The sequence below is a fragment of the Mucilaginibacter sp. genome (genome assembly GCF_039207105.1).
Taxonomy (GTDB): Bacteria; Bacteroidota; Bacteroidia; order Sphingobacteriales; family Sphingobacteriaceae; genus Mucilaginibacter.
The window spans coordinates 40,494-56,680 of record NZ_JBCECK010000021.1 but is presented as its reverse complement, the minus strand read 5'-3'; the positions used below and the strand labels follow the sequence as shown (position 1 = coordinate 56,680).

At 42.7% G+C, this 16,187-nt stretch carries 2 protein-coding genes; both read right to left on the bottom strand.

What is annotated here, in order from left to right; genetic code table 11:
• A partial coding sequence (locus AAGC65_RS06735) for an amino acid adenylation domain-containing protein (protein WP_343111659.1) occupies positions 1-3,321 on the bottom strand: 3,321 nt, incomplete at its 3' end.
• On the bottom strand, positions 3,318-15,578 hold the full coding sequence (locus AAGC65_RS06730; RefSeq protein ID WP_343111658.1) for a non-ribosomal peptide synthetase/type I polyketide synthase: 12,261 nt from the start codon (positions 15,576-15,578) through the stop codon (positions 3,318-3,320). The genes AAGC65_RS06735 and AAGC65_RS06730, both read right to left, overlap by 4 nt.
• Positions 15,579-16,187: the final 609 nt, after the last annotated feature.

Below are 16,187 nucleotides of genomic sequence, written 5' to 3'. Positions count from 1 at the left end.
GTGCGACAACTGGATCGCCAGGATCGAATTTCCCCCCAGTCTGAAAAATTCATCCGTAATGCCTATACGATCCAGGCCTAATACCTCTTGCCACAACTGGCATAAAGTGGACTCTTTATCATTTTTGGGCGCCACATATTCCACGGCTTCGCTCCTCATATCGGGTTCGGGCAAAGCACGTTTATCAATTTTACCATTTAAGGTTAAGGGCAGTGAGGGCAGTTCCATCAATACAGCTGGAATCATGTAAGACGGCATGCGCATCGATAATTGAACTTTAATTTCGTCCGCTGCCGGCAAAACAATCCCCTCTGTGGAAACGTAATAAGCAACAAGGTAATTCGTATGATTTATACCTGATTTTCGTACTTTAACAACAACACAGCACTGGTCTATACCGGGCAAGGTTAATAATACCTGCTCTATTTCTCCAAGTTCTATCCGATAGCCTCTTATTTTTACCTGATCATCATTACGCCCTAAAAATTCGATATTCCCATCCGGTAACCAACGTGCCAGATCACCGGTTTTGTACATCCTCATATTTCCGTTAGCCTCATCCCCCTCAACAATAAAAGGGTTAACTACAAAACGGGCTGCAGTTAGCTCAGAACGATTAAAATAGCCGCGGGCTACGCCGGGTCCTCCGATATATAATTCACCTGCAACTCCTACAGGAACCGGATATAATCGCTCATCCAGGATATAGGTATATTTATCAGCGAGACGAAGCCCAATAGGCACTGTATTATCCGTGTTATAGTCTTTCAGTTTACAATAGGTAGAATACACTATATTTTCGGTAGGCCCGTACACATGTACAAGAGAAGTATTCTGATACCGTTTTTTAAATTTATTTACAATCTCCCTATTACATATTTCCCCACCAAATAATAGCTGTTTTAAACTACCTAACGACTGAAATTCTGTTTGCACCATCGTATTGAAAAGTGCCGTAGTAACAAAAATGGTATCTACATTATACAACTGGAGCTGTTCATCCAGCTTTCGGGGATCAAGTAAATAGTCATTGTTTACAATGGCGAGGCTCTTCCCGTTACATAACGGAAAAAATATATCGAATATGCTTCCGTCAAAGGCATAATTGGATATGCTGGCCACCACTTTTACCTGTTCGTAATCAATGAAATTATTACCGGCTACAAAGCTTGCCACCTGGTTATGTTCTACCATAACGCCTTTAGGCTTACCGGTGGTTCCTGATGTATAGATGATATAAGCAAGCCCCGATGGGTTATTAAGCGATGAATGAGTGGCGCGCTCTTCCAGATTGTAAAACTCTTCGGAAAAATCTATCTGTAATATTTTTTCAAGAGGTAAGGATGCATAGGCCTCAGATAGATGAGCCTGACTGAGTATAAGCTTTGCACCACTGTCATCCAGCATATAATCCACTCTGTCCTGCGGATAGTTAATATCAATAGGAACATAAGCGCCACCCGCCTTAAGCACCGCCAAAATACCTACAACCATTTCTATATTCCTATCCAGATAAAGCGCAATAAGGTCATCGGATTTAAGCTCAGCTCCGCTTATTTCGGCATACTTTGTTCTGATGTATCGCGCAAGCCGATCACTCTTTTCATTAAGTTCCTGATAAGTAAGGCGCTGTTGCCGGTAAACTACGGCAATAGCATCCGGCACTGCCATCACCTGCTCTTCAAACAATTGATTGATGGTCTTATATTGTACTGCAGATTTTCCCCCGATATTATTTTTGTATATGATCTTATCATACTCCTCTGTAGTCAGCAAATTAACCTCACTATAGGGACTTACTGGATCAGCGAGCAACTGTTCAAGCAGATGTTGATAATGACTAATCAACTGATCGATAGTATGGTGATTGAATAAAGAAGTGGCATATCCAATTCGTCCTGCAATTTTCTGTCCGCTATCATCAAAAACTATAGATAAATCAAAGGTTTCAATGGGATATGCATCAGCCGCATAAACCGGCTTAAAATGCTGTTTGGATATATCAGCATCAGACTGGTGGCTATTAAAACCCTGAACGCTGAATATGACCTGAAAGATCGGGTGCCTGGACGGGTCACGCTCTACACCCAGTTCGTTTACCAGCATCTCAAACGGAAGTTCCTGATATTGTTGCGCTTCCACCTGTTCCTGATGTACCTGCTGCAAAAGGGCGTCAAAGCCCTGCGAATTATTCAATACCGTTCTGTTCACCAGGGTATTTACAAAAAACCCAATGAGCCCTTCCGTTTGGCTATAATTTCTGTTTGCATTAGGGCTACCGGTTAAAATATCATGCTGGCCCGTATACTTGCTAAGTAATATATTAACGCTGCTCAATAAAACACTATTCAAAGTAACCCCATAACGAACTGCCAGGGCTTTTACTTTTCCGCTAAGTTCTTCAGACAAAGCAAATGTTTTACGCACTCCATGATAATTAACTACCGCGGGTCTCGAAAAATCTGTCTGCAATGTCAGAGACTGATATTCTGCCAGCTTGCTTTTCCAGTACTTCAAATGTTTATCCAGAACATCCCCGCTAAGATATGCCCTTTGCCATATGGCATAATCTTTATACTGTATATCCAATGGAGGCAAGCTAAAATTCGGCCGCTCATTAATATACGCCTCATAATAAATCTGTAATTCTTTCTGAAAGACTGCTTCTGACCATCCATCGCCCGCGATATGGTGGATGTTGATCATTAATATCGTTCTGTACGATGGAGAACCTTCATGAACAGGGATTTGAAACAATTTAGCGGATATCGGATATTCATTACTTAAATCGAATGGCCGGTTTATATTGGCACGTAACCTGGAATGAAAATCCTCTTCAGTATCAACATTAATCGTTTCGATCACCAAAGGAGTTTCATGCACTACCTGTATACCTGATCCATTTTCATCATCGTGTTTGATCGTGCTTCTAAGTATTTCATGCCTCCGCACAATTTGACTTAAAGCATACTTAATCCCGTTAATACTGCAATCTTCGGCCAGTTCAATGATAGTGGGTATGTGATAAGCATTGGTTCCCCCCTCATAAAGCTCAATAAACCAGAGTCTGGCCTGAGCAAAAGACAAAATGGATTCTTTGCAATCATGGCTAAATATTGTCTTTCTCTGAAAGTCTTCTCTTGAAAATATTTTATTAAATGCTAAATGTGCTCGTATCAGTGGTTTGTTTTGCTTTATCAATTCCACACATTTATCACTTTCTTCAAACTCATCGGCAATAAATAACCGCACCATGTCTTCTTCCACCCAAAGCATGGAGTTATTGTTTTTGAAATCAATTATCAGTTGGTCAATATTCATATGCCAATTTCTTTACCTTTAATGTTTGCCTTTTTTGCAAAAAATGATGTATATAAATTATGTACTGTTTTTAACCTGAATAAATCAGCAGGAGAAATTTCACAAGACAATGTTTTATTCAACAGATGCGATAGTCTTATGGCCAGAATAGAATTTCCGCCCAGCCTGAAGAAGTCATCGTTTAATGAAAGCTGTGTTACACCCAATATTTCTCCAAACAATTGGGCAATGAGATATTCTTCCTGTTCATATTCAGGTTCCAGCAAGGTTACCTGCGTAATATGATGATCAGACTTTTGTTGTTTAAATAGTTTGTCTTTTAAGGTACCGATATTCAGTTTTGAAATTGCTATCTGGTTATGCGCCGCCTGATTAATTAGTTTATAAAACAGCGTCCCGGCTTCCGCTCCTTTAAGCGTATTTTTTTGTAAAGCCTCTTCAATCCTGCCAAGCGGTCTTGAATTTTCAGGCACGGATGGTAACTGCTCCATTATCATTCCCACGTCGGATAGGCCAGGCCAGTTAAACGAGTAGAAATTTGTTTGAGGATAGCTTTTTCTATCGGCAGCCAGATAATCAAGATAACTGTTAGCGGCGCAATATTCTATTCGGTTAATATCGCCCACAACACTGGCCAGGGATGAAGCTGCCGCTACGAAACGCGGTGGATTTTTTGCCAGAAGGCTAAGTAGATTGTTTATTCCATATACTTTGGCCTTAAACGCCTCCTGTACATTTACGAGGTTATATTCCTGGACTTTTAAGGGAGATACTCCTGCAGTGTGTATGATCCCGGCTATATTGCCAAGTGTATTGGTTACTTTATGGAGTATTGATGCCACCTTGTCCAGGTCAGAAATATCCGCACATGCTATATCCACCGTACAACCGTTTGCAATTATTTCTTCTATCAGCCTGGTCTTTTCGATGTCATATGCAGATGATGGGCTCTGGCTTATCCCACTCCTGCTGACCAGAACAAACTTCAGACGATGCTGCCTTGACAAAACAGAAGCGATAGATAAAGCGAGCCCCCCTGTTCCTCCTGTGATCAGAATCACATCGTCATCATTAAAAGTCTTACTCTGTTCTACCTCACTTACAGGCTGCAATACCTCCTGCCACAATTTACCATATTGTATTGCCAGCACGCTTTCTGATTTATGGTAGCTTTGTTTTTTTACCAGTAATGCTATATAAGATAGCATGTTTTCCAGATTTGAACCAACGTCAATTATCCTGGCATCAATATTTAATAACTCATGATTTATATTTCTGACGGCGCCAACCAGCATTCCATTAGCCGGTGAAATCATTTCCGCTCCGGTAATCTGTGATAAGCCATTGGTCAAAACCAATAAATGCTCAACAGCGTTGCTTTTTAATAAATGCTGCTTAATTAAAAACAGCGAATAAAAGCTATTGTATAATTGTACGTCAAGATCATTTTCCGTGTTATTAATCGAAGAAAGATGGATGATTGCATCAAATGTTAATCGTTGTGCTTTCAGGTAGCTGGCAAGTTGTATAAAATGCTCTTCGTTAATAGGATTGATCTTCACCAAGCCGCCTGTATCCATATCATCGATGTCCCATTGCAGCGTATCAAAAATGACCAAATAGGTATTTGCAGACAAAACGGAAAAATCAAACAGACCAAGCTGATCTTGTCTTAGAAAAATCAGTGTGTTGCCATACACAGGCTTAACGGATCCTGAAGATAGTCGAAGATTTTCTATCGATGACCAAACCGGTGCGCTTAACCAGCCTTCTTCAGGCAGGAGTTTTAATTCATCCGCCGCGGTCTGTGGCTTTTTCTTCTCTAACCAGCATCGTTGACGATCAAATTGATAACATGGTAATTCTTGCTGAACCTTCGCGTCCACAAACAGAGCCGGATCGTTGGATAATGCAATTATACCACTGCTCCAAAGTTTTGCTTTAATGTCTTCTTTAAATCTTACCTCCCTTGAGGTACCTGTCATTTCATTAAATTCCTTTGCTGATAACAACATACTTACCGTATTTACGGAAAGATGATCTCCCAGCTTACGGTAACTATTTACAAATGAACTTAGGTTTTTACCAGGTCCTACCTCTACGAAAGTAACCTGATGATTGAAATATTTCCCTAAGGTTTCTATTCCGGACGCAAATGCCACCGTATTTCTAAGCTGTTGGCACCAATAAGAAACCGTAGTCACCTCAACTCCGGCAATTTTCCCGCTTAAATTCGAAATAAAATTCCTGACTGGCTTATTCAGCCTCACATTCCGGAAAACACCTTCAAATTCGCTTGCCGCCTGATCCATCATTTTTGAATGATAGGCATGCGAGGTATTCAATACGGTATTAGGTATTGCCTGTTTGTCTAATGTTGCCTTAAGAGCGGCTATGGCATGGTTCTCCCCAGACAATACAATATCTTCGGCCGAATTGATAACCGCGATCTCACAATCATATTCTCTGGCAATTACATTAATAAATTCAAATGACGATTTTACGGCTAACATATCACCCGGCTGCATTTTCTGCATAAGCCGGCCCCTGGCAATAACTACTTTTATAGCATCCTCCAGTGAAAACACACCTGAAAGTGTTGCCGCAACGTACTCGCCAATACTATGCCCGATATAAGCATCCGGCGAAACGCCCAGATGCTCTAAATATTTTGCCAGCGCGTATTCAATGATAAATAAAGAAATTTGCGTCCACTGTGTTTCATTGATATTATTATAGGTACGCTCCTCTCCCGGATAAATGATTTTACGCAGGCTGGCCTGTGTGTATTTGTCAGCTATTGCAATACAATGATCAACTATTTCTCGAAACCCTTGCTCATTGTCATAAAGCGGGCGGGCCATTTGAACATATTGAGAACCCTGCCCAGGAAACATAAAAACAATATTGTTTTGTTTACCTGAAAACGTCTGTTGATCAGTTAAGCCCTGTTCCAGGGCAGCAAGCAATTCCTCTATGCTGCTTGCGCTGCAGGCGCTCCTATAATTAAAGCTTTCTCTGCGCTCTTGTAAGGTAAAAGCAATATCGCGAATATCAGCCCGGCTTTTCTGTTGTGTTAAATATTGCAGCATTAATTGCTGATAATGTACCAGTGATTTCCTGTTTTTTGCAGAAAATGAAATTACGTACCGGAAATCATCAAACGCTGTTTTTTCAGCATGATTAGGTTCATTGATATAATCGCCCACTATAACGTGAGCATTGGTACCGCCGATTCCGAACGAACTTACCCCGGCCATACGCTGCCTGTCTGGTCGGGCGGGCCAGGCTCTGTTCTGCTTAATGATCTCGAAATCAGTTTGCTCTAATTGAAACTCATCATTTGGGTGTTCGTAATTTACCTGACCGGGAATCACCTGACGCTGTAACATGGTAACTACTTTGATCAAGCCCGCGGTTCCTGCGGCTGAGTCAGTATGCCCAATATTAGCCTTAACTGCACCCAATATTGTCTTATGTCCATTATGCTCTTTATTTCCTAAATTATGCCTGAATGCATCTCTAAGAGCCTGGACCTCTATCGGGTCTCCGATGTGTGTACCTGTACCATGACACTCTACATAGTCAATATCCCCCGATTTAACATCAGCCATAAGCTGTGCATTAATAATACACTCACTTTGCCCAATTACCGAAGGGGCCGTATATCCGGTTTTGCGATCTCCGTCGTTATTTGTGGCATAGCCTTTAATTACACCAAGTATGTTATCCCCGTCTGCTATTGCATTTTCAAGTCGCTTCAGCAATACTACGGCAACACCGGAGCCTCCTGTTGTGCCTGAAGCTTCCCGGTCAAACGTTCTGCAGTGCCCGTCTTTGGATAAAATCATGCCATCCTGATAAATATACCCCACCTGATCAGGCAATAACAAGGAAACACCACCTGCCAGCGCCATATCACATACTCCAAGGCGTAACTTTTCGCAAGCCTCAACAACAGATACCAGGCCTGTTGAACAAGCGGTATTGATAGAATTTGCGGGACCTGATAAACCGAGCAGATAGGCGGTTTTAGTTGCTATAGCATTAATATTTGATGCCGCGGCTTCCCAAACATTGATCTGATCTGCCATCTCTCCCCGATAAACGTGATCATAGAAATAAATGCTGGCCTCGCTTCCGGCAAAAACCCCGATGTTCAATTGCTTCCGGCTTTGAGCATAACCTGCCGACTCAAGCGAATACCAGCAATGTTCTACGAATTTACGAATCTGCGGGTCCAGCTGTTTGGCTTCACTTACAGACATCTCCCAGAATGTGGGATCGAAAAGGTCTATATCATTGACTTTTCCGGCTACCGGGATATAATGAGGATCGTCTATCATGGAAGCATTAACTCCCAACCGGCTGCATTCTTCCTTGCTATAGAAACGAATGCCTTCTTCCTGATTGGCGATCAATTGCCAAAGCTCCTCAACATTTTCAGCCCCGCTAAAGGCACCAGATACACCTATGATCGCGATTTCATGGTGACGCGCTTCAACCTGCAATGGTCTGAGCTTATATTCGGGTTGAGTATCTTTTTTTATGCTCTGTATAAGTTTATCAACTGTGTTATACCTGTAAAGGTCGGCAATCGTGATATGTTTAAATTCTTCCAATTGGTTCAGTTTAATTTTAAGTTGAATACTCAAAATTGAATTCCCTCCCATTTTGAAGAAGTTTTGTTGCGTACTTACCTGATCCACAGCCAATCCTAATACCAATGCATAAACCTGGCACACCGATATCTCAAGTGCTGTGACCGGCCTTGAATAGGTATGTCCTTCGTTTATCAGCGGTTCGGGAAGCGCGCGTTTATCAAGCTTTCCGTTGCCCGTTAAAGGCATCGAATCCAGCGCCACATACGTCGATGGAACCATATAATCCGGTAACACGCCCAGCAAATAGCCGGTGATCGTTTCTTCGGATACCCCGCCCGCACCTTCCGGTACGTAATAGCCTACCAGATAGCCCACTCTTCCTGAATCCGTTTCACGTTCCCGGTATAATACACAGCATTGACCAACACCCGGTACCCTGGAAAGCGCTTGTTCTACTTCCCCAAGCTCTACCCTGTATCCACGGATCTTTACCTGATCGTCATTCCGGCCCCGATACTCCAGGCTACCGTCCAGCTGCCACCTCACCACATCTCCCGTGCGGTAAAGCCGGTCATAGCCCTTTCCCCGATCTGCAGGGCTTGCAAACCGGTTCGCTATAAAGCGTTCTGCCGTTAGTGTCGCCTGGTTCAGGTAACCACGCGCCACTCCTGCTCCTCCGATATAAAGCTCCCCCCAAACTCCAACCGGTACCGGCTGACCATCAGCTGATAATACATACAGCCGGTAATTATGATATGCCTTCCCTATACCTTTATTGTCCCCCGAGCCCTTATGCTGAATCGTTGCTCCTACCGTAGTTTCCGTAGGACCGTACTCATCAACCGGGTCGTTTATATATTTTAACAAGTGGCCCAGATGGGTATCGCTCAGCTTCTCCCCTCCTATAAAGGCTTGCCTGATCTTATGGGTTGTAAAATGTGACGCAGGAAGGTTCACCAAAAAAGATGGCGTTCCCTTTAAAAAATCAATCCTGTTACTCACCAGATGACTCGCGTAAGCTTCCGTATCCCGAAGATCCCCTGGGTAAATAAATATCTTCTTGCCCAGCAGCAACGCGCAGATCGTTGTCGTTACCGTCAGATCAAATGTTATATTCGTCGAAAAATCAACATTCCTGATCTCCGGATCCAGCACTTCCCCTACATTATACACATAGTTCATCACCGAGCGCTGCTCGATCATCACCCCTTTGGGATTCCCCGTTGTTCCTGACGTATAGATCACATAAGCCAGGTCTCTGCCTGTATTTTGTACAGGCAGATCAAATGTATCTTCTCCCTGATACAGCTCATTATTATAATCTATCAGCAACAATTTATCTGCCGGGACGTGTATCGTCCCATTTGCCAGATTCCGCTCCAGGCTCAACACCAAAGCCGCACCCGTGTCTGACAAAATATACCTTACCCTATCCTCAGGATAATTCATATCTATGGGTACGTAAGCTCCCCCGGCCTTTAGTATCGCCAGCATCCCGATGATCAGCTCCATGCTCCGCCCCAGGTAAAGCCCGATAATGCTCCCTGAGCTTAGCTCTGCTCCGGTTCTGTTTTTATACGCTGACCGGATATGACCGGCGAGCAAACTGCTTATTCTGTCCAGTTCCCCGTATGTCAGTTCCTGATCCTCATACACCAGCGCTATCGCCTTCCCCTGCTCCAAAGCGTGGGCACTAAACACTTTACCCAAGGGCTCATCTAATGCATAATCCCGCTCCCCTGAATTCCAAGTATAAACTATCTCTTCTAACTCGGAGGCACTCAGTAAAGAAATGGCCTGGTGTGGCCTGGTGCAATCTTCCGTAACCTGACGAAGGATATCTTCCATCCTGCTTAAGTACTGCCCGGCCTTAATTTGATGAAGATATTTACTATCGTAAACCAACTTTATAAATAATGCATCGGCTTGTTCGTACGCAATTACGCTTAGTGGATAATCAACTTTTTCAATAGATTTTCTGAGGCTAACCTTATAATTTTCGGCATTCTTTGCCGGGGGATAATTTTCGTATATAAATAAACTATGAAATAAACGTTCACCGTCTTTCTGCAACGATGATAAATCTGCAAAACTATGTGTGTTAGCCGATGTAACCTGTTGCTGTAACCGATGTAGCTGGCTTATAATCAATTCATCATTAGCCCAGTCAACAACCACCGGCAAAGTATTAATGTATAAGCCTACACTATCCTGGATATTATCTATGGGCAAGTCCCGCCCCGATAGGGTTACGCCCACGATGCTTTTAGTCCTGCCCGAAAATTGCTGTAATAACTTATGCCAGGCAAATTGCACCAGTACATTTAGCGTAATACCATGCTCATGACAAAAGACTTTAAGCGTTCTATATAAATCACCGGATACTTCGAGCAGATTTTCTGCGGGAAGCGCCACTTGTGTGTGCTGGAATCCGGCAGGAGCATTGCTTAGTAATGAACTTATATCGTTGGGCTCATCTGTATCGGCAAGCAACTCCTTCCAATATGGAAGGATCTGGTGCTTATGCGCAAGAATATACTCCTGCGCTTTAATATATGCCGAATCCTCTTTTACTACAATAAACTTATCAGCCATTAACGCATCATAGTATTCATGTACGCTCGTGAGTGTAACTATGCCACTCCAGCCGTCAGAAATGCTATGGTGCTCGCTTTTGATAACTGTATAATAGTCTGGGGATTGTTTAATGATATGGAGCCTGAACAGCGTGGGTTTGGACAAATCAAAACCTTGTCTTCTGTCAGCTACCTGGATAGCGTTTATCGCTGCTTCCTTTTCGTCAGAAGTAGCCAAATGACTAATATCATGAATCTGATAATCTACTTTACCATACTTGTAGATTACCTGTATGATATCTTCCTCCCAGTTAAAGGCCGTACGCAGTATAGGATACCGTGCTATAGAATAGTTCCAGGCGCTTATATAAGCATTGATGTCAAGAGATTGTCTATAATCCAAAAGTAGTTGTACCCTGTAAGCATCATCCTCCGGCTGGCTCAAAGCATGATAGATAAATCCTTGCTGCAAACTATTCGCGGGGAAAATATGCGTTATTTCATTCTTGATAGTTTTAGCAGCACTATCCAGCCGGCTTAGTAATGGCTGGCTAATATTTACTGTAGTAAAATCGCTGGGAGTATAACTGCTTCCACTCTCTGCCAGTTTCGCCGCACAATGATTTTCTACTCGCATCAACTGCTCTTTAAAGCAAGCGGCCAGTTTCGTAGTTTCCCGGAGCCCTAACTTTGTTACAACCCTAAACGATAACTGCCCGTCAGTAACCGCACCATTAATATTAATCAGTGTGTGATCTTGATTATCCGGATGGATGTTAACTCCACTATTAACCGGAATAATTTGCCATTCATCATCAGAATTGCCTAACTGCCCTAGGTAATTGAAGCTGACCATAGGAAGCTGATCATAGGTGAAGCCGCTGCCGGTAGATGTAGCAAAGCAACCAAATCCAAATCCTTTAGCGGGTATTTGACGAATGATTTCTTTGATATTAACAATGGTTTCCCCAATACTTTCCTGTAATTCCAACTTAACCGGAAACATCGTTGTAAACCAACCTACAGTACGGCTTACATCAAGTGAAACGTCTATAGGTTCGCGCCCGTGACCTTCTAACAAAATAGCCTGTATATCCGCCGCGTTAATTTCTTTTAATGCATAACACAAAGCCGTTAACAAAAGATCATTAATTTCGGTACGATAAGCATTTGATGCATTTTGAACCAGCGAAGCCGTAACAGACCTGTTCAGCTCAAAGTCGATGACTGTTGCTTCTGTAGCTTCCGGATATTGTACAGAATCATCGGTTAGCTGTTTGCTCCACCATTCAGCCTCCTGTACATGTTGCAGCGGGTAGGACTTACTTGCCATAGTCCATTGCCTGTAGCTGGAACCTTTTGGTGGTAATACCTCACCTTCATACAATGCTTTGATATCCTCCAGTAAAATCCGCCAGCTAACCGTGTCCACAATCATGTGGTGAAGTGCAAAAAATATTCTTGCACTTCCATCCTCATACCCATAGAGATAACCAGCCTGAAATAAACTACCGCTTTCCAGATCAAAGTGACTTTGCCAGGCTGTTAGTTCTTGCTGTATTTCCGCATCCGAAAGATTGTGTACATTGAGTACCTTCAATGCATTCACATCTGCATCGGCCTTATAAATCATCTTCCATAATACCCGCCCCTCTTCAGATTCTTTGATAAACGCGCTGTGCATTACATCGTGATATGCGGATAGTTGCTTAACTGCCAGATCCAGCCGGGTCAGATCAAGTGCAGGAACTTTAATAAGGAAGCTTTGGTTCCAGTGATTGGGCTGTGAAAAAACAGCGTTTTCCGCTTTTTCCAAAAACCATTTCTGAATGGGCAAAAGATCAAGGGTGCCTGTTAATAAACCCTGTTCGGTTATGATTGAATCTGATTTGCTTTTTCCGCGCAGGCGCTCTGCAAGATTGCTAACTGTTTTACATTCAAAAATATCTCTCACCTGGCATTCAAAACCTGCTTTACGGATTTTGCCAGAGGCTTGGATACTTAAGATGGAATCACCTCCGATCCTGAAAAACTCATCGGTAATACCTACATGCTCAATGCCGAGCACCTGTTGCCATATCGTACATAATTTGGCTTCAATTTGATTAGTCGGCGCTACGTACCTTGATGAGATCTGATTTATGAGCGGTTCGGGAAGCGCGCGTTTATCAAGCTTTCCGTTACCCGTTAAAGGCATCGAATCCAGTACCACATACGTCGATGGAACCATATAATCCGGTAACACGCCCAGCAAATAGCCGGTGATCGTTTCTTCGGATACCCCGCCCGCACCTTCCGGTACGTAATAGCCTACCAGATAGCCCACTCTTCCTGAATCCGTTTCACGTTCCCGGTATAATACACAGCATTGACCAACACCCGGTACCCTGGAAAGCGCTTGTTCTACTTCCCCAAGCTCTACCCTGTATCCACGGATCTTTACCTGATCGTCATTCCGGCCCCGATACTCCAGGCTACCGTCCAGCTGCCACCTCACCACATCTCCCGTGCGGTAAAGCCGGTCATAGCCCTTTCCCCGATCTGCAGGGCTTGCAAACCGGTTCGCTATAAAGCGTTCTGCCGTTAGTGTCGCCTGGTTCAGGTAACCACGCGCCACTCCTGCTCCTCCGATATAAAGCTCCCCCCAAACTCCAACCGGTACCGGCTGACCATCAGCTGATAATACATACAGCCGGTAATTATGATATGCCTTCCCTATACCTTTATTGTCCCCCGAGCCCTTATGCTGAATCGTTGCTCCTACCGTAGTTTCCGTAGGACCGTACTCATCAACCGGGTCGTTTATATATTTTAACAAGTGGCCCAGATGGGTATCGCTCAGCTTCTCCCCTCCTATAAAGGCTTGCCTGATCTTATGGGTTGTAAAATGTGACGCAGGAAGGTTCACCAAAAAAGATGGCGTTCCCTTTAAAAAATCAATCCTGTTACTCACCAGATGACTCGCGTAAGCTTCCGTATCCCGAAGATCCCCTGGGTAAATAAATATCTTCTTGCCCAGCAGCAACGCGCAGATCGTTGTCGTTACCGTCAGATCAAATGTTATATTCGTCGAAAAATCAACATTCCTGATCTCCGGATCCAGCACTTCCCCTACATTATACACATAGTTCATCACCGAGCGCTGCTCGATCATCACCCCTTTGGGATTCCCCGTTGTTCCTGACGTATAGATCACATAAGCCAGGTCTCTGCCTGTATTTTGTACAGGCAGATCAAATGTATCTTCTCCCTGATACAGCTCATTATTATAATCTATCAGCAACAATTTATCTGCCGGGACGTGTATCGTCCCATTTGCCAGATTCCGCTCCAGGCTCAACACCAAAGCCGCACCCGTGTCTGACAAAATATACCTTACCCTATCCTCAGGATAATTCATATCTATGGGTACGTAAGCTCCCCCGGCCTTTAGTATCGCCAGCATCCCGATGATCAGCTCCATGCTCCGCCCCAGGTAAAGCCCGATAATGCTCCCTGAGCTTAGCTCTGCTCCGGTTCTGTTTTTATACGCTGACCGGATATGACCCGCGAGCAAACTGCTTATTCTGTCCAGTTCCCCGTATGTCAGTTCCTGATCCTCACACACCAGCGCTATCGCCTCCCTTTGCTCCAAAGCGCGGACACTAAACACTTTACCCAAGGGCTCATCTAATGCATAATTACGTCCCCCTGAATTCCAGCTATAAACTATCTCTTCTAACTCCGTGGCACTTAGTAAAGCTGTTTTTTTAATGCTTACTTCCTGACCATTAACAGCCTCAATGAGTAAGCGTTTAAAGGCAGCTATAAAGCGCTCGATAAGCTCTTTTTCAAAAAGTAACGTCCGGTATTCAAATTTGAATTTGATTATATCTGATGAATAATCATCATATAACAAACCCATTTCGTGAACAATCTTGTCACTGTTCGAAATTTCCACGGCGTTAACCTCAGCCCCATCCAGTTTTAGTGAAAAGGCATTCAGATTTGCCTGAGTAATCCCAGCATTGAAAAAAGCTTTTGTATCCCTATTTTTGTAGACCCTCTGGTTATGTATAACATCTGTAAGGGAGTAGCCCTGGTAAGCCTTTCCCGTTCTGCGCTGTTCCCCAAGTACTTCTATTATTTCCGATAAACTGTCAGCTTCATCAAATTCCAGCTTTAATGGAAGGTTATTAACAAAGCAGCCCGTTACGTCGTTAAATCCTCTTGGGCGCATATTTACCGGATAGCTTAATAAAATCTTATCCTGGTTGCTATACTTGGATAATACCAGCCCGTAAAGAGCTGATAATACTATAAATATTGTGGTCTTCTCCTGTTTTGCATAGGCTTTTAGTGCAGTTGTTTCAGCCTCACTTAATGCGAAGAATATAAACCCTCCGGATTTGTCCCCCAGTATGCTATCCAGATCAGTAGTGTTAACACCAGAACGGTAAGGTAAAGTAATATTCAATGGTAATTCACCTATGAAATTCAACCAGTATTTTTGCGCGCTTATCTTATAATCATTGGTAAGGATTTTTTGCTCTGCAATGACAGCTCCTGAAAATGTTTTATCAGGGGCCGAACAAACTGGTTCTCCTTTTATTAAAGAGTTATAATGTTGTTGTATCTGAGAGGAAATCTGTAATGCAGATATGGCGTCGCCGATAATATGATGGGCAACAATAATAAAGTAACTGTCTTTATGAGGTTCATCCGGTACTAATAAGACAAGCCGCAGTAAAACATCCTTTGTAAGATCAAAAGGCGCATCCAATATTTCTCTAATCTGCGACTCTGCAGACGCTGTCATATTTAAAGCCTTTTTATAATAGAAATCATTAATTGCATAATTTCCATAAAAAGAATGTGCCCCGTCATCTGAATACCGGGCGTGCATTGCCTCGTTTTGCTCTACGAAATATTTACAGGCCTGTTTAAATAACTCCTCATTGAAGCTACCCGTTATTTTGTTGACAAGCGATACATTATAAGTATTATCATTGGGTGCTAACGCCCATTCTAAAAAATATCTTTTCTGGTATTCTGATATCGGCAGATGTACCGGAGCATCAGGATTGTGGTTTAACATGGAGATGTATTTGAAAGTAAAACCAAGAGATTATTCGTCTCCAGCAAACCTATAGCCGATTGAATCACAGGAAATTACAATCGCTTACCCCTTATTTTTATAAATAATGCGGAGCCGCTATCAGCAATAAAGAATCTGGATGACGTATTAATATTAATTTGGCCTTGCAGTAGCTTGGCTAATGTTAATAATAGACTATAATACGAGTAACGATAAGCATACAGACCCACTGGTAACGGTCAGTGTGAATACTTTTTTTTCGATGGCTACAGTCAGCACAGAGCTGACAATCCATGTTGGTGAGTTGATCTAATTGCGACATTGAGGTTTAAGTTTAGGCCGAAACTATGAAATAATATTTTAACTTTCAAAATATATTTATGGCAAAATGTTAATTAACGATTAATATTATATAATATGACAATTTCATGTAATAATACAACTATCCAATATTTAAGAATAGCTTTTACAAGGTTACAGATGCCTATATGCACTCACGCTCCCTATATACCTTAGGAAATAGTTCAATTACAACTGTTTAGGCATTCATATATTTAAACTTGGAATTGGCCAGATTTTACATTTTTCGAATTACATTTTAGTTAAATC